Genomic DNA, 19198 nt, shown 5'->3' with positions numbered 1-19198 from the left:
ACGCGTCCATCGGGCACTCGGGTACCGCAACCCCACGCGGCAATCTGCCGTGCCCAACCACGTCAAGACCAGGAGACACCACTTCCGTGGCAGTCAAGATCAAGCTGAAGCGTCTGGGCAAGATCCGTTCGCCTCACTACCGCATCGTCGTCGCCGACTCCCGTACCCGCCGTGACGGCCGGGCCATCGAGGAGATCGGTCTGTACCACCCGGTGCAGAACCCCTCGCGCATCGAGGTCGACTCGGACCGCGCGCAGTACTGGCTGGGTGTCGGCGCGCAGCCGACCGAGCCCGTTCTCGCGATCCTGAAGCTGACCGGCGACTGGCAGAAGTTCAAGGGCCTGCCCGCCCCGGCTCCGCTGCTCGTGGCCGAGCCGAAGGCCGCGCGCCCCCTCTTCGACGCCCTGGGCGGCGACGACGAGGGCAAGGGTGAGGCCATCACCCAGAAGAAGAAGGCTGAGAAGAAGGACGAGGCCCCCGCCGAGTCCGCGTCGACCGAGGCCTGAGCATGCTCGAGGAGGCTCTCGAGCACCTCGTGAAGGGCATCGTCGACAACCCCGACGACGTGCAGGTCGCCTCGCGTGACCTGCGCCGCGGACGCGTCCTCGAGGTTCGGGTGCACCCCGACGACCTCGGCAAGGTGATCGGTCGCAACGGCCGCACCGCGCGCGCTCTGCGCACCGTCGTGGGCGCAATCGGCGGCCGCGGTGTCCGCGTCGACCTCGTCGACGTGGACCACGTCCGCTGACGTAGCAGCAGCACCGGCTCGGGCCGGGGAGGGCCATTGGGCCGTCCCCGGCCCGTAGTCGTCTACGCAGTAATGCCGTAGGCACACGACAGGAGATACAGAGAAGTGCAGCTCGTAGTCGCGCGAGTGGGCCGCGCCCACGGCATCAAGGGCGAGGTCACCGTCGAGGTGCGTACCGACGAGCCGGAGCTGCGGCTCGGCCCCGGTGCCGTACTGGCCACCGATCCGGCCTCCACCGGACCGCTGACCATCGAGACCGGCCGCGTGCACAGCGGCCGCCTCCTGCTGCGCTTCGAGGGCGTACGCGACCGGACCGCCGCCGAGGCTCTGCGCAACACCCTCCTCATCGCCGAGGTCGACCCGGACGCGAAGCCCGAGGACCCCGAGGAGTACTACGACCACCAGCTCATGGACCTGGACGTCGTCACCGTCGACGGCACCGAGGTCGGGCGGATCACCGAGATCTCGCACCTGCCCTCGCAGGACCTGTTCGTCGTGGAGCGCGCCGACGGCAGCGAAGTGCTCATCCCGTTCGTCGAGGAGATCGTCACCGAGATCGACCTGTCGGAGCAGCGCGCGGTCATCGACCCGCCGCCGGGCCTGATCGACGACCACGCCGAGATCGCCGCCCCCGAGGAGGAGGCGTGATGCGGCTCGACGTCGTCACGATCTTCCCCGAGTACCTCGACCCCCTGAACGTCTCGCTCGTCGGCAAGGCACGCGCGCGTGGACAGCTGAATGTGCACGTGCATGATCTGCGGGAGTGGACCTACGACCGGCACAACACGGTCGACGACACCCCCTACGGCGGCGGCCCCGGCATGGTCATGAAGACCGACCCCTGGGGCGACGCGCTGGACTCCGCCCTCGCGGACGGCTACGAGACGGGCTCCCAGGGCCCGGTCCTCGTCGTACCCACCCCCAGTGGGCGCCCCTTCACCCAGGAACTCGCCGTCGAACTCTCCGAGCGGCCCTGGCTGGTCTTCACACCCGCCCGCTACGAAGGCATCGACCGCCGCGTCATCGACGAGTACGCGACCAGGATGCCCGTGTACGAGGTGTCCATCGGCGACTACGTCCTCGCAGGCGGCGAGGCTGCCGTCCTCGTGATCACCGAGGCCGTGGCCCGACTCCTGCCGGGCGTGCTCGGCAACGCCGAGTCGCACCGGGACGACTCCTTCGCCCCCGGAGCCATGGCCAACCTCCTGGAGGGGCCCGTCTACACCAAGCCCCCGGCATGGCGCGGCCGCGAGATCCCCGAGGTGTTGCTCAGCGGCCACCACTCCAAGATCGCCCGCTGGCGCCGCGACGAGGCCCTGCGCCGCACGGCGGCCAACCGCCCCGACCTCATCGAGCGCTGCGAGCCCTCGGCTTTCGACAAGAAGGACCGCGAAATGCTCTCCATCCTGGGCTGGGCACCGGACCCCGAAGGCGCTGCCCACGGTCGATTTTGGCGCAGGCCAGAGGTCGTGGGAGACTAGGTCGCTGTTGTACGTCGTCCGGCGCGCGCCCCTGCCACAGGGGGACACGACGCCCGCCCCGACGAGGGACAGCACATCTCCTGGAAAAACTACTTCCGCGGATGACCTGTGGCATCAGCGAAGAAAGCAGACGAAATGTCTCACCTGCTCGACTCCGTCGACAACGCGTCGCTGCGCAGCGACATCCCGGCCTTCCGCCCGGGTGACACCGTCAACGTCCACGTCCGCGTCATCGAGGGCAACCGCTCCCGTGTGCAGCAGTTCAAGGGCGTAGTCATCCGTCGCCAGGGCGCCGGTGTCCGCGAGACCTTCACGGTCCGCAAGGTCTCCTTCTCGGTCGGCGTCGAGCGCACCTTCCCGGTGCACACCCCGATCGTCGAGAAGATCGAGCTCGTCACCAAGGGTGACGTGCGTCGCGCCAAGCTGTACTACCTGCGCGAGCTGCGCGGCAAGGCCGCGAAGATCAAGGAGAAGCGCGAGCGCTGAGTTCGCGTCGCCGGTCGCGAGCCGCAGGCGAGCGAACCGGCAAAAAGGTGTCACAGCGGGGCCGGATAACATCGGGCCCCGATGGACACCGAAGCACAGCACCTGGAGCGCGACCGCTCCTCCCGTCCTTCCGACTCCGAGGAGACCTCGGACACCGAAGGGCCGGAGGACCGGTCGCGCTTCGCGTTGCTCTCCCGGGTCGCCGAATGGCTCCCTGGTGGCCGGATCACCCTGACCGGGCTGGTCTGCCTGCTGTTTCTGCTGATCCTCAGCACCTTCGTGATGCAGCCGTTCCAGATCCCCAGCAGCTCCATGGAGCAGGGATTGAGGATCGGGGACCGCGTTCTCGTAAATAAGTTGGCGTACCGTTTCGGTTCCGAGCCGCAGCGGGGCGATGTCGTTGTGTTCGACGGCACTGGCTACTTCGGGAACGCCGACTACATCAAGCGCGTCGTCGGTGTAGGGGGAGACCATGTGGTCTGCTGCGACAAGGAGGGGAGGCTCAAGGTGAACGGCCGGTCGGTCGACGAGTCGACGTTTCTCTACCCGGGGGACAGCCCGTCCGACGCCTCCTTCGACGTCGTCGTGCCCGAGGGCACCCTGTTCGTCCTCGGAGACCACCGCAGCGACTCCCGTGACTCCCGCGACCACCTGGGCTCCCCGGGCGGCGGCATGATCCCCGTCGGAGACGTCATCGGCCGGGCCGACTGGGTCGCCTGGCCCGCGGACCACTGGACCCGCCTGGAGCGCCCCGGCGCCTACGCGCGCGTGCCCGCCGCGGACGGTGCCCATGGGTAACCGCGGCAAACCGCGCGGCGCCCCCAGCACGGCCGCCGACAACCTGCTGCCCACCGGGTCCCGGCGCGCCGGCGGGGCGTCCCGGCCGGGCCGTGCCGAGCGGCGCAGGCTGCAGCAGAAGGTCAAGCGGCGCAGACGGCGTTCGGCGGTCAAGGAGATACCTCTTCTCGTCGGCGTCGCGGTCCTCATAGCCCTCGTTCTGAAGACCTTCCTCGTCCAGGCCTTCGTGATCCCGTCGGGCTCCATGGAGAACACGATCCAGATCGGTGACCGTGTCCTCGTCGACAAGTTCACGCCATGGTTCGGCTCCAAGCCGCAGCGCGGCGACGTCGTCGTCTTCAAGGACCCCGGGAACTGGCTCAAGGACGAGCAGTCGACGTCCAAGAAGGACGACCCCATCGTCGTCAAGCAGGTCAAGGAGGGGCTGACCTTCATCGGCCTGCTGCCTTCCGACAACGAACGGGACCTGATCAAGCGGGTCGTGGCCGTCGGCGGCGACACCGTGAAGTGCTGCGACACACAGGGACGCGTGACGGTCAACGGCACTCCCCTGAACGAGCCTTACATCCACGCCGCGGACAACAAGCCCTCCGCGTTCGCGTTCGAGGTGAAGGTTCCCGAAGGTCGCCTGTTCGTCATGGGCGACCACCGGGACAACTCGGCCGACTCGCGCTTCCACCGCACCGAGAAGTACAGCGGCACCGTCTCCGAGAAGTCGGTCGTCGGGCGGGCGATGGTCATCGCCTGGCCGCTCGGGCACTGGAGCCGACTCGAGGAACCGGACACATACGCGTCGGTGGCGGGCGGGTCGACCACCGCTCTCGGCCCGTCGCATAGGGTGGCCTCCGCGGATCTGAATGGATTGATCCCGCTCCCGAGCCCTGCGGAACTCCCGCTCGTTATGGGAGTGGTGGGCCTGCGTCGGATACGGCGCAGGCGGCGGCACGGAGTGAGGAGTGGATGTGGGGGATTTGGCGGTCGGCGCACGATCCGGACACGATGGACCCGAAGAGCGGCCGGAGCGAACCGACGAGACGGCCACCCCGGCCACGGAAGACGTCGCCACCTCCGGGAGTGACTCCGGGGACGACGGCGGTACGAAGGAGCAGGGCGAGCAGGAACAACCGCCCAGGAAGCCACGCTCCTTCTGGAAGGAACTCCCGCTCCTCGTCGGCATCGCGCTGGTTCTCGCGCTGCTGATCAAGACGTTCCTGGTGCAGGCGTTCTCGATCCCTTCGGACTCGATGCAGCACACCCTCGAAAAGGGTGACCGCGTCCTCGTCGACAAGCTCACCCCGTGGTTCGGCTCCGAGCCCGAGCGCGGCGAGGTCGTCGTCTTCCACGACCCCGACCACTGGCTGGACGGCGAGCCCACCCCCGAACCGAACGCCGTGCAGCGGGTCCTGGGCTGGATCGGCCTGATGCCGTCCGCCAACGAGAAGGACCTCATCAAGCGGGTCATCGGGGTCGGCGGCGACACCATCGAGTGCAAGGGCACGGGCCCGCTCAAGGTCAACGGCAAGGCGCTCAACGACACGGACTTCGTGTACGCCGGGAACACCCCGTGCAGCGTCGACGACGGCGGCCAGTTCAAGGTGAAGGTGCCCAAGGGCAAAATCTGGGTCATGGGTGACCACCGGCAGAACTCGCAGGACTCCCGTTACCACCAGCAGGACAAGAACAAGGGCTTCGTTCCGGTGGGCAACGTCGTGGGCCGCGCCATCGTGATCGCCTGGCCGCCCACCCGCTGGGACACGCTGCCGGTCCCGGACACCTTCGACCAGAACCTCAGCGCCGCCGCTCCGGGCGCCCTCGGACTCGTGGGCGCGGTGCCGCTGGTGCTGTGGCGCCGGCGTCGCTCCACTGTCGGGGACTGAGGCTTTCTGGCGGAGGTACCGCCGGGTAGGGTGCCGTCCCAGATCACCGATCTTCCGCGGCCCGTCATCGGGCCGCGGGATCGATTCTCCGAGCTTGGGGAGCACTGGGATGAGCAGGACACGTCACACGGACGAGGGCCGCGGTCGGCTCGGCAGCGTGCTGTCGGGGCTGGCCGTGGCCCTCGGCTGTGCGCTCTTCCTCGGAGGCTTCGCCTGGGGCGCGGTCGTCTACCAGCCGTACACCGTGCCGACCGACTCCATGTCGCCGACCATCGTGGCCGGCGACCGAATCCTCGCCGAGCGGATCGACGGCGGTGACGTCGAGCGCGGTGACGTCGTGGTCTTCAAGCAGAAGTCCTGGGGAGACATGCTCCTCGTCAAGCGGGTCGTCGCGATCGGCGGCGACACGGTCGCCTGCTGCACGGACGGCAAGCTGACCGTCAACGGCAAGAAGATCGACGAGCCGTACCTCGCCAAGGGGCAGGCCGCCGAGTCGAGCACGATACCGACGATCAAGGTCCCCGAGGGCCGGCTGTTCCTGCTCGGTGACGAGCGCAGCGGCTCGCTGGACTCCACGGCCCACCTCACCGAGGCGGGCAGCGGTTCGGTGCCGCGCGGCGCGGTGAAGGCGCGCGTGGACGCCGTGGCATGGCCCATGGACGGCATGCTGAAGAGCCCCACGGGCTTCGAGACCCTCGGCACGATCTCGTCACCGGGACCGCTGCGGCTGGTCCTGACCGCGATCGTGGTGGGCGCGGTCCTCGTCATGGGCGGCGCGGCGTACGGTCCGATCGCCAAGCGTGTCGGCAGGCGCCGCCGGGTGGAGCCGGAGCCTGCCGGTGCCCGCTGAGACGTCGTACGGCGACGCGGCCGGGGAATCATCCGGCGAGGGCGGTCCGCGCAAAGTCGCCCGGGTCGTCCTCCTGGACCCGCGCGAGCGCATCCTGCTGCTGCACGGGCACGAGCCGGACGATCCCTCGGACAACTGGTGGTTCACGCCCGGCGGCGGCCTGGAGGGCGAGGAGACGCGTGAGGAGGCCGCCCTGCGGGAACTCGCGGAGGAAACCGGCATCACCGACGTCGAACTCGGCCCGGTGCTGTGGCGGCGGATGTGTTCCTTCCCCTTCGCGGGGCGCCGGTGGGACCAGGACGAGTGGTACTACCTGGCCCGTACGACCCAGACGGCGACCGTGGCCGCCGGGCAGACGGAGCTGGAACGGCGCAGTGTCGCCGGAGCGCGCTGGTGGACGTGCCGGGAACTGGCCGAAGCGCATGAGACGGTGTATCCGACCAGACTCGCCGAGCTGCTGCGCAGGCTGCTCGACGAAGGTCCCCCGGCCAGGCCCGAGGTCCTCGACACCGAAATCGTCTAGGGGCTCGCGGGGCTGGCGCACAATAGGGGGACGCACGGCTGAAGGGGAACATGCCATGAGCGCCGAGGACCTCGAGAAGTACGAGACCGAGATGGAGCTGAAGCTCTATCGGGAGTACCGCGATGTCGTCGGTCTGTTCAAATATGTGATCGAGACCGAACGGCGCTTCTACCTCACCAACGACTACGAGATGCAGGTGCACTCGGTCCAGGGCGAGGTTTTCTTCGAGGTGTCCATGGCGGACGCCTGGGTGTGGGACATGTACCGACCTGCTCGTTTCGTGAAGCAGGTACGGGTCCTCACGTTCAAGGACGTGAACATCGAAGAGCTGAACAAGAGTGATCTGGAGCTGCCGGGCAGCTGAGCAGCGGAGCCGCGTGTCTGGGCCGAGCAGCCGAGGGGTCGGCCGGACGCTCTTGTGGGTGACGGAGTTATCCACAATCGTCCGGCCGTCCACCAAGATCCAATAGCGGGCCGTGGTGGGCTCAGTGTGGGTGCCGGAGGTGGTGCCGACATGAGCACACGCACGACGGGCAACGCACGCAGCGCACTCGGAAAGTACGGCGAGGACCTGGCCGCCAGGCGGCTGGTCGAGGCCGGGATGACGGTCGTCCAGCGCAACTGGCGCTGTGGCAGGACCGGCGAGATCGACATCGTGGCCCGGGACGGCGACGCACTGGTGATGTGCGAGGTCAAGACCCGCAGGGCCGGGGCCTTCGAACATCCGATGGCCGCCGTCACGCCCGCCAAGGCCGGGCGCCTGCGCGATCTGGCCGAACGCTGGCTCCAGGAACACGGAGGCGCACCGCCAGGCGGGGTCCGTATCGACCTCGTGGGCGTCCTGCTCCCCGACCGCGGAGCACCCGTCGTCGAGCATGTGCGGGGGGTGGCTTGATGGGCTTCGCGCGTACGTGTTCCGTGGCGCTCGTCGGCGTCGAGGGCGTGGTGGTCGAGGTCCAGGCCGACCTGGAGCCCGGAGTCGCCGCCTTCACGCTGGTGGGGCTCCCGGACAAGAGCCTGACGGAGAGCCGCGACCGGGTGCGGGCCGCGGTGGTGAACTCCGGAGCCGAGTGGCCCCAGAAGAAACTCACGGTCGGACTGAGCCCGGCGTCCGTGCCCAAGGGCGGATCGGGCTTCGACCTCGCGGTGGCGTGCGCCGTGCTCGGAGCCGCCGAGCGCATCGATCCCCGCGTCCTCGCCGACATCGTGATGATCGGCGAGCTGGGCCTGGACGGAAGGGTGCGGCCGGTGCGGGGCGTGCTGCCGGCTGTCCTGGCCGCGGCCGACGCGGGCTACGAGCAGGTCGTGGTCCCGGAGTGCGCGGCGGCCGAGGCCTCCCTGGTGCCGGGCGTCTCCGTGCTCGGGGTCCGCAGCCTGCGCCAGCTGATCGCGGTGCTCACGGACGAACCGGTGCCCGAGGAACCGCCGGACGAGGTCGGCCGGCCCGACCCGCTGCTCGCCGGGCTGCGCCTGCCCGGCACGGGCGAGGCGACCGGCCTGTGCGGCATGGCCGTGGCCGAGCACGACCGGGGGCACGACCTCGCCGATGTGGTCGGTCAGCTCTCGGCGCGCACCGCGATGGAGGTCGCGGCCGCCGGGGGCCACCACGTCTTTCTCCAGGGCCCACCGGGTGCGGGCAAGACGATGCTGGCCGAGCGCATGCCGGCGATCCTGCCCCCGCTGACCCGGACCGAGTCCCTGGAGGTGACGGCCGTTCACTCGGTCGCGGGCCTGCTGCCGGCGGGCAAACCGCTGGTGAACGACCCGCCCTACTGCGCGCCCCACCACTCGGCGACGATGCAGGCGCTCGTCGGCGGCGGCAAAGGGCTCGCGCGGCCCGGAGCGGTGTCGCTGGCACATCGAGGGGTGCTCTTTCTGGACGAGGCACCGGAGTTCAGCGGCTTCACGCTGGACGCCCTGCGCCAGCCGCTGGAGGCCGGGTACGTCGTCATCGCGCGCAGCGCCGGAGTCGTGCGGTTCCCGGCGAAGTTCCTGATGGTCCTGGCGGCCAATCCCTGCCCCTGCGGGCGCTTCAGCGTCGCGAACGACCTCTGCGAATGCCCGCCCTCCAGCGTCCGCCGCTACCAGGCCAAACTCTCCGGGCCCCTGCTCGATCGGATGGACCTGAGGGTCGACGTGGAGCCGGTCACCCGGGCCGAACTGACCGAGCGCGGCGCCCAGGGCGAATCGACGCGGACGGTGGCCGACCGGGTGCGCGCGGCCCGGGAGCGCGCGGCCGCACGTCTCGCCGGGACCCCGTGGCACACCAACAGCGAGGTGCCGGGGCGGGAACTGCGCAGCCGCTGGCAGGCGCGGCCGGGCGCGATGGACGAGGCGGAACGGGGCCTGGAGCGGGGCGCGCTGACGGCACGCGGCCTCGACCGGGTGCTCCGCGTCGCCTGGAGTGTCGCCGACCTGAGCGGGCACAACCGCCCCGACGCCGGGGACGTCGCCCTCGCCCTGCAACTGCGCACCGGCGTACCCCGAGGCGTGCCGATGCTGATCGGTTCGCGCCCATGACGGACGACGAACGGCATGCCCGGGTGGCCCTCGCCCGCATCATCGAACCCGGGGACGAACTCGGCGGACGGTGGCTGCGGGAGTTCGGGGCCGTGGAGGTGGCGCGGCGGCTGGTGGGGGGAGGCGAGCCGCTGCCGGGGGCTTCGGCGAAGCGCTGGGAGGGGCTGCGGGGGCGGGTCGGCCGGGTGCGGCCTGAGCGGGATCTGGCCGAGGCGCGGGCGGCCGGGGCGCGGTTCGTCTGCCCCGGTGACCCGGAGTGGCCCGCGCAACTCGACGACCTGGGTGACTCCCGGCCCACCGGGTTGTGGGTGCGGGGGCGGCCCAGCCTGCGGATATGGGCGCTGCGTTCGGTGGCGGTCGTCGGGGCGCGGGCCTGCACCGAGTACGGGGCACATGTGGCGGCCATGCTCGGCTCCGGGCTCGCGGAGCGGGGCTGGGTGGTGGTGTCGGGCGGCGCGTACGGCGTGGACGGCGCCGCGCACCGGGGCGCCCTCGGTGCGGGCGGCGCGACCGTCGCCGTGCTGGCCTGCGGCGTCGACCGGCCCTATCCGCGCGGCCATACCCAGTTGATCACCAGGATCGCGGAACAGGGGCTGGTCGTGGGGGAGTTGCCGCCCGGCGACCACCCGACACCGAGCAGGTTCATCCTCCGCAACCGGGTGATCGCGGCGCTCACCCGGGGGACCGTGGTCGTCGAGGCGGCGTACCGCAGCGGGGCGCTGGTCACCGCGCGGGCGGCGCAGCGGCTGGGGCGGTTCACGATGGGGGTTCCCGGACCGGTCACCAGTGGGCTGTCGGCCGGGGTGCACGAACTCCTGCGCGGCGAAGCGGTGCTGGTCTCCGACGCCGAGGAAGTCGCCGAACTGGTGGGCGACATGGGAGAGCTCGCCCCGGACCGGCACGGGCCCGTGCTGCCGCGCGACCTGTTGGAGCCGGGGGCGCGGCGGGTGCTGGCCGCACTGCCGGGCCGGGCGGCCGCGAGCGCGGACGAGATCGCCCGTGAGGCCGGAACGGCGAAGGACGACGTGGTCGGGAGACTGTACGAGCTCCGATCACTTGGTTACGTCGAACGACACGGCGACGGCTGGAAGTTGACACGCCAGGCAATGATCTCCGTCCGCGGTGATCGGAAGGAGTGCTGACCGAGAGTGTTCGGCCGTCCGGGCGAACCGCCGACACCCTTGGCAATTCCCGCAGTTGGTGCTTCCCGGTGATCACACAGGGCGACGGTTCTGACCCCGGGGAGCGTCCAGCGGAACGTATCTGCGCAGGGGTGATCCCCCGCCCTTCGCGCACTGCGACACTCCAGTCACGCTACGCTCACGTGGATTCCGACGTAGACAGGCAACTCGACATCAGACCGACAGCTCACCCAGGCACCCCCAGTTCACGGCAGAACGGCACAAGGCGACGAATGCCCCAGCACACCTCCGGGTCCGACCGGGCGGCGATTCCCCCAGCTGCCCGCGACGGCGGTAGCGTGCGCCCGCCCGCTCCCTCGACCCTCGACGAGCTGTGGCGCTCGTACAAGGCGACGGGCGACGAGCGGCTGCGGGAGCAGCTGATCCTGCACTACTCGCCGCTGGTCAAGTACGTCGCGGGCCGGGTGAGCGTCGGTCTGCCGGCCAATGTCGAGCAGGCGGACTTCGTGTCGTCCGGGGTGTTCGGGCTGATCGACGCCATCGAGAAGTTCGACATCGAGCGGGAGATCAAGTTCGAGACCTACGCGATCACCCGGATCCGGGGCGCGATGATCGACGAACTGCGGGCGCTGGACTGGATTCCGAGATCGGTGCGGCAGAAGGCGCGCAACGTCGAGCGGGCCTACGCCACGCTGGAGGCGAAGCTGCGGCGTACGCCCTCGGAGGGCGAGGTGGCCTCCGAGATGGGCATCGGGGTGGAGGAACTCCACGCGGTCTTCAGCCAGTTGTCGCTGGCCAACGTGGTCGCCCTGGAGGAACTGCTGCACGTCGGCGGCGAGGGCGGTGACCGGCTCAGCCTCATGGACACCCTGGAGGACACCGCGGCCGACAACCCCGTGGAGGTCGCCGAGGACAGGGAGCTGCGGAGGTTCCTTGCGCGTGCGATCAACACCCTGCCGGAACGCGAGAAGACCGTCGTCACGCTGTACTACTACGAAGGGCTCACTCTCGCGGAGATCGGCAATGTGCTGGGTGTGACCGAGAGCAGGGTGAGCCAGATCCACACCAAGTCCGTGCTCCAGCTGCGGGCGAAGCTGGCGAGCTTCGGGCGCTGAGCCCGGTGGTGCAGGGTGCTGAATCGTCCCTGCCCGGCCCGTTTCCGGCCGGGGCCTTGTTCGGGCGGGTGGGCGGAGTGACTGCCGCCGGGGGCGGTCCGTCCGTAAAGTGGTTGACGTGCCAAGGATTCGAGCGGCCTCCGTGGCCGAGCACCGGTCGATGCAGCGAGCCGCCCTGCTGGACGCGGCACGGTCCCTGTTGTCCGAGGGCGGGACGGAGGCGCTGACCTTCCCGGCCCTCGCCGAGCGGACGGGGCTCGCGCGTTCCTCCGTCTACGAGTACTTCCGCTCCCGTGCGGCCGTCGTCGAGGAGTTGTGCGAGGTCGACTTCCCCCTCTGGGCGGCGGAGGTCGAGGCGGCGATGGCCGCGGCCGACAGCCCCGAGGGCAAGGTGGAGCAGTACGTCCGACGGCAGCTCGCCCTCGTCGGGGACCGGCGGCACCGGGCCGTGGTCGCCATCTCCGCGAGCGAGCTCGACGCCGGTGCGCGCGAGAAGATCCGTGCCGCGCACGGGGGGCTTGTCGCGATGATCGGCGAGGCGCTCGGGGCCATCGGGCATGCGGAGCCGCGGCTTGCGGCGATGTTGTTGCAGGGCATCGTGGATGCCGCGGTGCGGCGGATCGAGCTCGGCGCGGCCGAGGATCCGGGGGCCGTCACCGACGCGGCGGTCGCCATGGCACTGCGGGGGGTTCGGGGCTAGCCCCCTGGTCACCCGGGCACCGGGAGCAAACGCGAAGGCCCCCTGTTGAGCAGCCAGGGCGGCAGCAGCGACAAGGGATCCAGGTAGGTCCCCGCTCTCAGCAGGCCCCAGTGCAGGCACGATGCCGGGCAGTGGGCGGACGGGGGCTCCAGGGCGCCGAGGGTGTCGCCCGCCGCGACCTCGTCGCCCTTTTCCACCGTCGCGCGGACCGGGCTGTACGTCGTCCGCAGCGGGGGTTCGCCCGTCCCCGAGAGCTCCACCGAGACCACGCCCCGGCCCGCCACCCGCCCGGCGAAGGACACCCGGCCCGGGGCCACCGCCCGCACCGAGGTGCCCGCGAGCGCCGCCAGGTCCACACCCCGGTGGCCCGGGCCGTAGGGCGTCGCCGGAGGCTCCCAGCCGCGTACGACCAGAGGGCGGGAGCCCACCGGCCAGGCGCGGGCGACGGACGGTACCGGGGCGTCCTGCTCCGGTGGTCCGGGCGGTGCCGTACCGCTCGGCCACGCGAGAGCGGACGGGGACGGCACCCCGAGAACGGCCGCCGTCAACAACAGCAGCACCCCCGGCCACGTACGCACACATCGTTTCGCTCGCATGCCGCAACCGTGCCGCGGATCGGGCCGGGAGGACCGGGACCTGTGGAGTACCGACCGGTTGTGGACAGCGGCGTCACCCGGCACCTCGCGGGTCCCGTACACTTCATGTGGCGATCCGGGTCACCGGGTCGACTTCGCACGCCCCGACATCAGGCCATGAGTCGCAAGACGAAAGCCGATGTCAGCGCTCCTCGGTCCTCAGGGCAAGGCGCACGCGGGCGTCAGGCGCGAGTGCCGTCCGGCACACGCGGCACAACCGAGAAAATCAAGGAGAACGGCTATGGCCGTCGTCACGATGCGGGAGCTGCTGGAAAGCGGCGTCCACTTCGGTCACCAGACCCGTCGCTGGAACCCGAAGATGAAGCGCTTCATCTTCACCGAGCGCAACGGCATCTACATCATCGACCTGCTCCAGTCGCTGTCGTACATCGACCGCGCCTACGAGTTCGTCAAGGAGACCGTCGCCCACGGCGGCACGGTCATGTTCGTCGGCACGAAGAAGCAGGCGCAGGAGGCCATCGCGGAGCAGGCCACCCGCGTCGGCATGCCCTACGTCAACCAGCGCTGGCTGGGCGGCATGCTCACCAACTTCTCGACCGTCTACAAGCGTCTGCAGCGCCTCAAGGAGCTCGAGCAGATCGACTTCGAGGACGTCGCCGCGTCCGGTCTCACCAAGAAGGAGCTTCTCGTGCTCTCGCGCGAGAAGGCCAAGCTGGAGAAGACCCTCGGTGGTATCCGCGAGATGTCCAAGGTTCCCAGCGCCGTCTGGATCGTGGACACCAAGAAGGAGCACATCGCGGTCGGTGAGGCCCGGAAGCTCAACATCCCGGTCGTCGCCATCCTCGACACCAACTGCGACCCCGACGAGGTCGACTACAAGATCCCGGGCAACGACGACGCGATCCGCTCCGTCACCCTGCTCACCCGCGTGATCGCCGACGCCGTCGCCGAGGGCCTCATCTCCCGTTCCGGCGCCGGCAAGGCCGCCGAGGGTGACAAGGCCGCGGGCGAGCCGCTGGCCGCGTGGGAGCGCGACCTGCTCGAGGGCGAGAAGAAGGCCGACGAGGCGCCTGCCGCCGAGGACGAGAAGCCGGCTGAGGCCGCTGCCGAGGTCGAGGCTCCGGCCGAGGCCCCCGCTGCCGAGGCCCCTGCCGCCGAGGTCGAGGCTCCGGCCGCCGAGGCTCCCGCCGCGGACGCCGAGCAGGCCTGACCCCTCACCCCTTCGGGTATTCGAACGGCGGGGGCACACCAAGCCCCCGCCGTTCGGCCCGTAGATCTTCAGACTTCGAGAGAGATTCCAGGAATCATGGCGAACTACACCGCCGCCGACGTCAAGAAGCTCCGTGAGCTCACCGGCGCAGGCATGATGGACTGCAAGAAGGCGCTGGACGAGGCCGAGGGCAACGTCGACAAGGCCGTCGAGGCCCTGCGCATCAAGGGCCAGAAGGGCGTCGCCAAGCGCGAGGGCCGCTCCGCCGAGAACGGCGCCGTGGTCTCGATCATCGCTGACGACAACACCTCCGGTGTCCTGGTCGAGCTGAAGTGCGAGACGGACTTCGTCGCCAAGGGCGAGAAGTTCCAGGCCGTCGCCAACCAGATCGCCGAGCACGTCGCCGCCACCGCCCCGGCCGACCTCGAGGCGCTGCTCGCGTCCGAGATCGAGGCCGGCAAGACGGTCCAGGCGTTCGTCGACGAGGCCAACGCGACCCTGGGCGAGAAGATCGTCCTGGACCGCTTCGCCGCGTACTCCGGCAGCTACGTCGCCGCGTACATGCACCGCACCATGCCCGACCTGCCCCCGCAGATCGGTGTCCTGGTCGAGCTGGACAAGGCCGACGCCGACCTCGCCAAGGGTGTCGCGCAGCACATCGCCGCCTTCGCGCCGAAGTACCTCTCCAAGGAGGACGTCCCGGCCGAGGTCGTCGAGACCGAGCGCCGCGTCGCCGAGGAGACCACCCGCGCCGAGGGCAAGCCCGAGGCCGCCCTCCCGAAGATCGTCGAGGGTCGCGTCAACGGCTTCTTCAAGGAGGCGACTCTCCTGGGCCAGCCCTACGCGCTGGACCAGAAGAAGTCCGTCCAGAAGGTCCTGGACGAGGCCGGTGTCACCCTGAAGCGTTTCACGCGCATCAAGGTCGGCATCTGAGTCCGTACCGCGATCGACGCGCGACCCCGCTAGGGTCGACAGCAGTCGTCCGCGCCAATCGCGTATGCGGCCCCGCACGCGCGTGTGGCGGACGACAGCAGATCTGACGAGGAGGCCATTGCCGCGCATGGGAGTCAGCACCCCATCGGCAATGGCCTTCTTCGTATGTGCGACACGTAAAAGAGGCGAGATCTCCATGACCACCACCCAGGCCGACAACGGCGAGAAGAGCGACGACGGCAAAGGCGCGGGACGCTTTCTGCTGAAGCTTTCCGGTGAGGCGTTCGCCGGTGGCGGGGGACTGGGCGTCGACCCAGACGTGGTGCACAAGATCGCCCGCGAGATCGCGGCCGTCGTGCGCGGCGGTGCCCAGATCGCGGTCGTCATCGGCGGCGGCAACTTCTTCCGCGGCGCCGAACTGCAGCAGCGCGGCATGGACCGGGCCCGCTCCGACTACATGGGCATGCTCGGCACGGTCATGAACTGCCTCGCCCTCCAGGACTTCCTGGAGAAGGAGGGCATCGACAGCCGCGTCCAGACCGCCATCACCATGGGCCAGGTCGCCGAGCCGTACATCCCGCTGCGTGCCGTGCGCCACCTGGAGAAGGGCCGTGTGGTCATCTTCGGCGCCGGCATGGGCATGCCGTACTTCTCCACCGACACCACCGCCGCCCAGCGGGCCCTGGAGATCGACGCCGAGGCCCTGCTGATGGGCAAGAACGGCGTGGACGGGGTCTACGACTCCGACCCGAAGACCAACCCCGAAGCGGTGAAGTTCGACTCGCTCGGCTACGGCGAGGTCATCACGCGCGACCTCAAGGTCGCCGACATGACGGCCATCACCCTGTGCCGGGACAACAAGCTGCCCATCCTGGTCTTCGAGCTTCTGGCGGAGGGCAATATCGCGCGCGCCGTCAAGGGTGAGAAGATCGGCACTCTTGTGGGTGACCAGAGCAGCCGAGCCTGACCGAGCCCCATCCCGACCGGGGCCCCGCCCTGTCGGGGGACGGACCCTGACCGGGGGATGGACAATGTCCTGCCGGTCGGGAACCGTGCAGGAACAAGACGCGACGCAGCCGGCCGCCACCCACCGGAAGCCGGGCCTACTCAAGACACGCAGGAGCAAGTGGTGATCGAAGAGACCCTCCTCGAGGCCGAGGAGAAGATGGAGAAGGCGGTCGTGGTCGCCAAGGACGACTTCGCCGCTATCCGCACAGGCCGTGCGCACCCGGCGATGTTCAACAAGATCGTGGCCGACTACTACGGCGCACCGACACCGATCAACCAGCTGGCCTCGTTCGCGGTGCCGGAGCCGCGCATGGCCGTGGTGACCCCGTTCGACAAGACCGCGCTGCGCAACATCGAGCAGGCGATCCGCGACTCCGACCTGGGCGTCAACCCCAGCAACGACGGCAGCCTCATCCGAGTGGTCTTCCCGGAGCTGACCGAGGAGCGCCGCAGGGACTACATCAAGGTCGCCAAGACCAAGGGTGAGGACGCCAAGGTCTCGATCCGCTCCGTGCGCCGCAAGGCCAAGGACACCATCGACAAGCTGATCAAGGACGGCGAGGTCGGCGAGGACGAGGGCCGCCGCGCCGAGAAGGAGCTCGACGACACCACGGCGAAGTATGTCGCCCAGGTGGACGAGCTCCTCAAGCACAAGGAAGCTGAGCTTCTCGAGGTCTGATGAACGACTCTTCCTGGGGAGCACCGCCAAAAGCCGGGTACTGGGGGCCGTCCGACCAGGGGCCTGTCCAGGGGGCTGCCCCGGCGGGTCCCACCTACGATGGGCATGAAGCCCAGCAGACTCGCCCCATGCCCATCGTGCCCGACGTACCCGCACATGGCGGAGACCAGGATGGCGACCGGGGGGCCGCTCGGCTGAGTGGCCCCCCGTTCCGCGACGACAGCCCGTTCACAGCGCCGGTGCCCTTCGGGACCCCGTCGCACAATCCGCAGAGCCCGCAGGAGCCCATGCCCAGCGCCGCCCCCCAGCCCGTCCCCGCACCTCAGAAGAAGAGTGCGGGACGCGACCTGGGCGCGGCCATAGGAGTGGGCGTCGGGCTCGGCGCGGTGATCGCCGCATCCCTGTTCGTCGTCAAGGCCGTCTTCATCGGCGTGATAGCGGTCGCCGTGGTCGTGGGCCTGTGGGAGCTCACCTCGCGGCTGGAGGAGCGCAAGGGCATCAAGGCGCCCCTCGTCCCGCTGGCGGTCGGTGGCGCGGCGATGGTCGTCGCCGGATACGTCCGGGGCACCGAGGGCGCGTGGGTGGCGATGGCACTCACCGCACTGGCCGTCCTGGTCTGGCGCATGACGGAACCGCCCGAGGGTTACCTCAGGGACGTCACGGCGGGGGTCTTCGCGGCCTTCTACGTGCCGTTCCTGGCCACCTTCGTCGCGCTGATGCTCACGGCCGACGACGGGCCGCGCCGCGTCCTGACGTTCCTGCTGCTGACCGTGGTCAGCGACACCGGCGCGTACGCGATCGGCTGGCGCTTCGGCAAGCACAAGCTCGCCCCGCGCATCAGCCCCGGCAAGACCCGCGAGGGTCTGTTCGGCGCGGTCTCCTTCGCGATGGTCGCGGGCGCACTGTGCATGCACTTCCTGATCGACGACGGCACCTGGTGGCAGGGTCTGATCGTCGGCTTCGCGGTCGCGGTCAGCGCCACGCTCGGTGACCTCGGCGAGTCCATGATCAAGCGTGACCTGGGCATCAAGGACATGGGCACGCTGCTCCCGGGCCACGGCGGCATCATGGACCGGCTGGACTCGCTCCTGCCCACGGCCCCGGTGGTCTGGCTGCTTCTCGTCCTCTTCGTCGGCTCCGGCTGACCCACGGGTCCGCTGGTGCGGGGCCCGCTGTCCACCGGACGGCGGGCCCTTCGTCCATGTCCCTCGGGTTTTTCAACGGGGGATGATCTGCGTGGGAGCGATGCTTTTTCAATCGGCTTCCTCCTCGGCGCCGCCGTCCTGCCCCTGGCCCGCCGACTGCCGCACCGGGTGTCGCCGGGCCTTTCGAGGGCCCCGGAGGCGACGGCCGCAGGTCACGCCAATTGATCTGCGACACTGGTACAGCCATGCCTAAGCCCGGAGAACTCACATTCGTCGCCCCCCGCGGAGCCAAGAAGCCGCCGCGGCACCTTGCCGATCTCACGCCCGCCGAGCGTAAAGAGGCGGTTGCCGCGATCGGTGAGAAGCCGTTTCGCGCCAAGCAGCTGTCGCAGCACTACTTCGCGCGGTACGCGCACGACCCCGCGGAGTGGACGGACATTCCGGCCGCCTCGCGCGGGAAGCTCCAGGAGGCGCTGCTGCCGGAGCTGATGTCGGTCGTGCGGCACATCAGCTGTGACGACGACACCACCCGCAAGACCCTGTGGAAGCTCTTCGACGGGACGCTCGTCGAGTCCGTGCTGATGCGGTACCCGGACCGGGTGACCATGTGCATCAGCTCGCAGGCCGGATGCGGGATGAACTGCCCGTTCTGCGCCACCGGCCAGGCCGGTCTCGACCGCAACCTGTCCACCGGCGAGATCGTCCATCAGATCGTGGACGGGATGCGCGCCCTCAGGGACGGCGAGATTCCGGGCGGTCCGGCGCGGCTGAGCAACATCGTGTTCATGGGCATGGGTGAGCCGCTCGCCAACTACAAGCGGGTCGTCCAGTCCATCCGGGCCCTCACCGACCCCGAGCCCGACGGACTCGGACTGTCGCAGCGCGGCATCACCGTCTCCACCGTCGGGCTGGTGCCGGCCATCCACCGGTTCGCCGACGAGGGCTTCAAGTGCCGCCTCGCGATCTCGCTGCACGCGCCGGACGACGAGCTGCGCGACACCCTCGTCCCCGTGAACACGCGGTGGAAGGTGCGCGAGGTGCTGGACGCCGGATGGGAGTACGCCGCCAAGTCGGGACGCCGGCTCTCCATCGAGTACGCCCTCATCCGCGACATCAACGACCAGGCGTGGCGCGGTGACCGTCTCGGCAGGCTCCTGCGGGGCAAGCCGGTGCATGTGAACCTGATCCCGCTGAACCCCACACCCGGCTCCAAGTGGACGGCCTCGCGGCCCGAGGACGAGAAGGCGTTCGTCGAGGCGATCGCGGCGCACGGCGTGCCGGTCACCGTCCGGGACACCCGCGGCCAGGAGATCGACGGGGCGTGCGGACAGCTCGCTGCCAGCGAGCGGTAGTCTGATCCGCGTACGTACATCTTCATATTCCGACA

23 protein-coding genes are annotated in these 19198 nt (G+C 69.8%); 22 read left to right on the top strand and 1 reads right to left on the bottom strand.

The annotated features are described in order from the left end of the window. The first annotated feature begins 86 nt into the window (after positions 1 to 86). The 16 genes from rpsP (at position 87) to ACN6LB_RS13415 (ending at position 12240) form a co-directional block, all read left to right on the top strand. Positions 87 to 506: a 30S ribosomal protein S16 gene (gene rpsP, locus ACN6LB_RS13490; protein WP_356135644.1), complete on the top strand. Its 420-nt coding sequence runs from the start codon at positions 87 to 89 to the stop codon at positions 504 to 506. Between the two features lie 2 nt (positions 507 to 508). Then, complete coding sequence (locus ACN6LB_RS13485; protein ID WP_005479813.1) at positions 509 to 748, top strand: RNA-binding protein; 240 nt, start codon at positions 509 to 511, stop codon at positions 746 to 748. Positions 749 to 853: 105 nt separating this feature from the next. After that, a complete protein-coding gene (gene rimM / locus ACN6LB_RS13480; protein WP_356135642.1) occupies positions 854 to 1396 on the top strand; it encodes a ribosome maturation factor RimM in 543 nt (180 codons plus the stop codon). After that, positions 1396 to 2229: a tRNA (guanosine(37)-N1)-methyltransferase TrmD gene (gene trmD / locus ACN6LB_RS13475; RefSeq protein ID WP_356135640.1), complete on the top strand. Its 834-nt coding sequence runs from the start codon at positions 1396 to 1398 to the stop codon at positions 2227 to 2229. The genes rimM and trmD overlap by 1 nt, the downstream gene beginning before the upstream one ends. Positions 2230 to 2364: 135 nt before the next feature. Continuing rightward, the gene (gene rplS, locus ACN6LB_RS13470; RefSeq protein WP_171143238.1) at positions 2365 to 2715 is read left to right on the top strand and encodes a 50S ribosomal protein L19; all 351 of its coding nucleotides are present in this window, start codon (positions 2365 to 2367) and stop codon (positions 2713 to 2715) included. Positions 2716 to 2796: 81 nt separating this feature from the next. Then, entirely contained in the window at positions 2797 to 3513 is a 717-nt protein-coding gene (gene lepB / locus ACN6LB_RS13465) for a signal peptidase I (protein WP_445025998.1), read from the top strand. Beyond that, positions 3506 to 4591 (top strand): signal peptidase I, encoded by a 1086-nt coding sequence (gene lepB / locus ACN6LB_RS13460; RefSeq protein WP_356135635.1) that lies wholly within the window; start codon positions 3506 to 3508, stop codon positions 4589 to 4591. The genes lepB (ACN6LB_RS13465) and lepB (ACN6LB_RS13460) overlap by 8 nt, the downstream gene beginning before the upstream one ends. Next, positions 4476 to 5390 carry a signal peptidase I gene (gene lepB / locus ACN6LB_RS13455; RefSeq protein ID WP_356135633.1) on the top strand — a complete coding sequence of 305 codons (915 nt, stop codon included), beginning with the start codon at positions 4476 to 4478 and terminating at the stop codon, positions 5388 to 5390. Before lepB (ACN6LB_RS13460) ends, lepB (ACN6LB_RS13455) begins: the two co-directional genes overlap by 116 nt. A 109-nt stretch (positions 5391 to 5499) precedes the next feature. Then, positions 5500 to 6240: a signal peptidase I gene (gene lepB, locus ACN6LB_RS13450; protein ID WP_445025997.1), complete on the top strand. Its 741-nt coding sequence runs from the start codon at positions 5500 to 5502 to the stop codon at positions 6238 to 6240. After that, entirely contained in the window at positions 6230 to 6763 is a 534-nt protein-coding gene (locus tag ACN6LB_RS13445) for an NUDIX hydrolase (RefSeq protein WP_445025996.1), read from the top strand. Before lepB (ACN6LB_RS13450) ends, ACN6LB_RS13445 begins: the two co-directional genes overlap by 11 nt. A 55-nt stretch (positions 6764 to 6818) precedes the next feature. Next, positions 6819 to 7127, top strand: a complete 309-nt coding sequence (locus ACN6LB_RS13440) for a DUF2469 domain-containing protein (RefSeq protein ID WP_005311352.1) — start codon at positions 6819 to 6821, stop codon at positions 7125 to 7127. A gap of 150 nt (positions 7128 to 7277) precedes the next feature. Then, on the top strand, positions 7278 to 7658 hold the full coding sequence (locus ACN6LB_RS13435) for a YraN family protein (protein ID WP_445025995.1): 381 nt from the start codon (positions 7278 to 7280) through the stop codon (positions 7656 to 7658). Further along, on the top strand, positions 7658 to 9283 hold the full coding sequence (locus tag ACN6LB_RS13430; protein WP_445025994.1) for a YifB family Mg chelatase-like AAA ATPase: 1626 nt from the start codon (positions 7658 to 7660) through the stop codon (positions 9281 to 9283). The genes ACN6LB_RS13435 and ACN6LB_RS13430 overlap by 1 nt, the downstream gene beginning before the upstream one ends. Continuing rightward, a complete protein-coding gene (gene dprA / locus ACN6LB_RS13425) occupies positions 9280 to 10425 on the top strand; it encodes a DNA-processing protein DprA (RefSeq protein ID WP_445025993.1) in 1146 nt (381 codons plus the stop codon). Before ACN6LB_RS13430 ends, dprA begins: the two co-directional genes overlap by 4 nt. Before the next feature lie 272 nt (positions 10426 to 10697). Continuing rightward, positions 10698 to 11540: an RNA polymerase sigma factor WhiG gene (gene whiG, locus ACN6LB_RS13420; protein ID WP_356135621.1), complete on the top strand. Its 843-nt coding sequence runs from the start codon at positions 10698 to 10700 to the stop codon at positions 11538 to 11540. Between the two features lie 142 nt (positions 11541 to 11682). Then, positions 11683 to 12240, top strand: coding sequence for a TetR/AcrR family transcriptional regulator (locus ACN6LB_RS13415; RefSeq protein WP_445026011.1), 558 nt, complete (start codon positions 11683 to 11685; stop codon positions 12238 to 12240). Positions 12241 to 12248: 8 nt separating this feature from the next. Here the strand turns inward: ACN6LB_RS13415 and ACN6LB_RS13410 are convergent, their stop codons facing one another. Beyond that, complete coding sequence (locus ACN6LB_RS13410; protein ID WP_356135619.1) at positions 12249 to 12836, bottom strand: M23 family metallopeptidase; 588 nt, start codon at positions 12834 to 12836, stop codon at positions 12249 to 12251. Between the two features lie 280 nt (positions 12837 to 13116). Between ACN6LB_RS13410 and rpsB the strand changes: the two genes are divergently transcribed. The 6 genes from rpsB (at position 13117) to rlmN (ending at position 19163) form a co-directional block, all read left to right on the top strand. Continuing rightward, positions 13117 to 14046 carry a 30S ribosomal protein S2 gene (rpsB, locus tag ACN6LB_RS13405; RefSeq protein WP_445025992.1) on the top strand — a complete coding sequence of 310 codons (930 nt, stop codon included), beginning with the start codon at positions 13117 to 13119 and terminating at the stop codon, positions 14044 to 14046. Positions 14047 to 14142: 96 nt separating this feature from the next. After that, positions 14143 to 14979: a translation elongation factor Ts gene (gene tsf / locus ACN6LB_RS13400; protein ID WP_445025991.1), complete on the top strand. Its 837-nt coding sequence runs from the start codon at positions 14143 to 14145 to the stop codon at positions 14977 to 14979. Between the two features lie 196 nt (positions 14980 to 15175). After that, positions 15176 to 15946: a UMP kinase gene (gene pyrH, locus ACN6LB_RS13395; protein WP_356135612.1), complete on the top strand. Its 771-nt coding sequence runs from the start codon at positions 15176 to 15178 to the stop codon at positions 15944 to 15946. Positions 15947 to 16108: 162 nt separating this feature from the next. Further along, on the top strand, positions 16109 to 16666 hold the full coding sequence (gene frr, locus ACN6LB_RS13390; protein ID WP_445025990.1) for a ribosome recycling factor: 558 nt from the start codon (positions 16109 to 16111) through the stop codon (positions 16664 to 16666). Continuing rightward, a complete protein-coding gene (locus ACN6LB_RS13385) occupies positions 16666 to 17811 on the top strand; it encodes a phosphatidate cytidylyltransferase (protein WP_445025989.1) in 1146 nt (381 codons plus the stop codon). Before frr ends, ACN6LB_RS13385 begins: the two co-directional genes overlap by 1 nt. A gap of 245 nt (positions 17812 to 18056) precedes the next feature. After that, positions 18057 to 19163 carry a 23S rRNA (adenine(2503)-C(2))-methyltransferase RlmN gene (gene rlmN, locus ACN6LB_RS13380; RefSeq protein ID WP_445025988.1) on the top strand — a complete coding sequence of 369 codons (1107 nt, stop codon included), beginning with the start codon at positions 18057 to 18059 and terminating at the stop codon, positions 19161 to 19163. The last annotated feature ends 35 nt before the right edge of the window (positions 19164 to 19198 follow it).

It is taken from the genome of Streptomyces sp. SAS_270, assembly GCF_052543295.1.
The sequence above is the reverse complement of the archived record's forward strand: the minus strand, read 5'-3'. Positions and strand labels throughout refer to the sequence as shown.

What these genes read in the sequence shown, in the direction of transcription:
- ACN6LB_RS13385 (WP_445025989.1), top strand. Translation starts at nt 16,666, where the DNA reads ATGAACGACTCTTCCTGGGGAGCACCGCCAAAAGCCGGGTACTGGGGG.
- whiG (WP_356135621.1), top strand. Translation starts at nt 10,698, where the DNA reads ATGCCCCAGCACACCTCCGGGTCCGACCGGGCGGCGATTCCCCCAGCT.
- ACN6LB_RS13430 (WP_445025994.1), top strand. Translation starts at nt 7,658, where the DNA reads ATGGGCTTCGCGCGTACGTGTTCCGTGGCGCTCGTCGGCGTCGAGGGC.
- rlmN (WP_445025988.1), top strand. Translation starts at nt 18,057, where the DNA reads ATGCCTAAGCCCGGAGAACTCACATTCGTCGCCCCCCGCGGAGCCAAG.
- ACN6LB_RS13435 (WP_445025995.1), top strand. Translation starts at nt 7,278, where the DNA reads ATGAGCACACGCACGACGGGCAACGCACGCAGCGCACTCGGAAAGTAC.
- trmD (WP_356135640.1), top strand. Translation starts at nt 1,396, where the DNA reads ATGCGGCTCGACGTCGTCACGATCTTCCCCGAGTACCTCGACCCCCTG.
- ACN6LB_RS13485 (WP_005479813.1), top strand. Translation starts at nt 509, where the DNA reads ATGCTCGAGGAGGCTCTCGAGCACCTCGTGAAGGGCATCGTCGACAAC.
- rpsB (WP_445025992.1), top strand. Translation starts at nt 13,117, where the DNA reads ATGGCCGTCGTCACGATGCGGGAGCTGCTGGAAAGCGGCGTCCACTTC.
- pyrH (WP_356135612.1), top strand. Translation starts at nt 15,176, where the DNA reads ATGACCACCACCCAGGCCGACAACGGCGAGAAGAGCGACGACGGCAAA.
- lepB (WP_445025998.1), top strand. Translation starts at nt 2,797, where the DNA reads ATGGACACCGAAGCACAGCACCTGGAGCGCGACCGCTCCTCCCGTCCT.
- ACN6LB_RS13410 (WP_356135619.1), bottom strand. Translation starts at nt 12,836, where the DNA reads ATGCGAGCGAAACGATGTGTGCGTACGTGGCCGGGGGTGCTGCTGTTG.
- ACN6LB_RS13440 (WP_005311352.1), top strand. Translation starts at nt 6,819, where the DNA reads ATGAGCGCCGAGGACCTCGAGAAGTACGAGACCGAGATGGAGCTGAAG.
- dprA (WP_445025993.1), top strand. Translation starts at nt 9,280, where the DNA reads ATGACGGACGACGAACGGCATGCCCGGGTGGCCCTCGCCCGCATCATC.
- rplS (WP_171143238.1), top strand. Translation starts at nt 2,365, where the DNA reads ATGTCTCACCTGCTCGACTCCGTCGACAACGCGTCGCTGCGCAGCGAC.
- lepB (WP_356135635.1), top strand. Translation starts at nt 3,506, where the DNA reads ATGGGTAACCGCGGCAAACCGCGCGGCGCCCCCAGCACGGCCGCCGAC.
- lepB (WP_445025997.1), top strand. Translation starts at nt 5,500, where the DNA reads ATGAGCAGGACACGTCACACGGACGAGGGCCGCGGTCGGCTCGGCAGC.
- tsf (WP_445025991.1), top strand. Translation starts at nt 14,143, where the DNA reads ATGGCGAACTACACCGCCGCCGACGTCAAGAAGCTCCGTGAGCTCACC.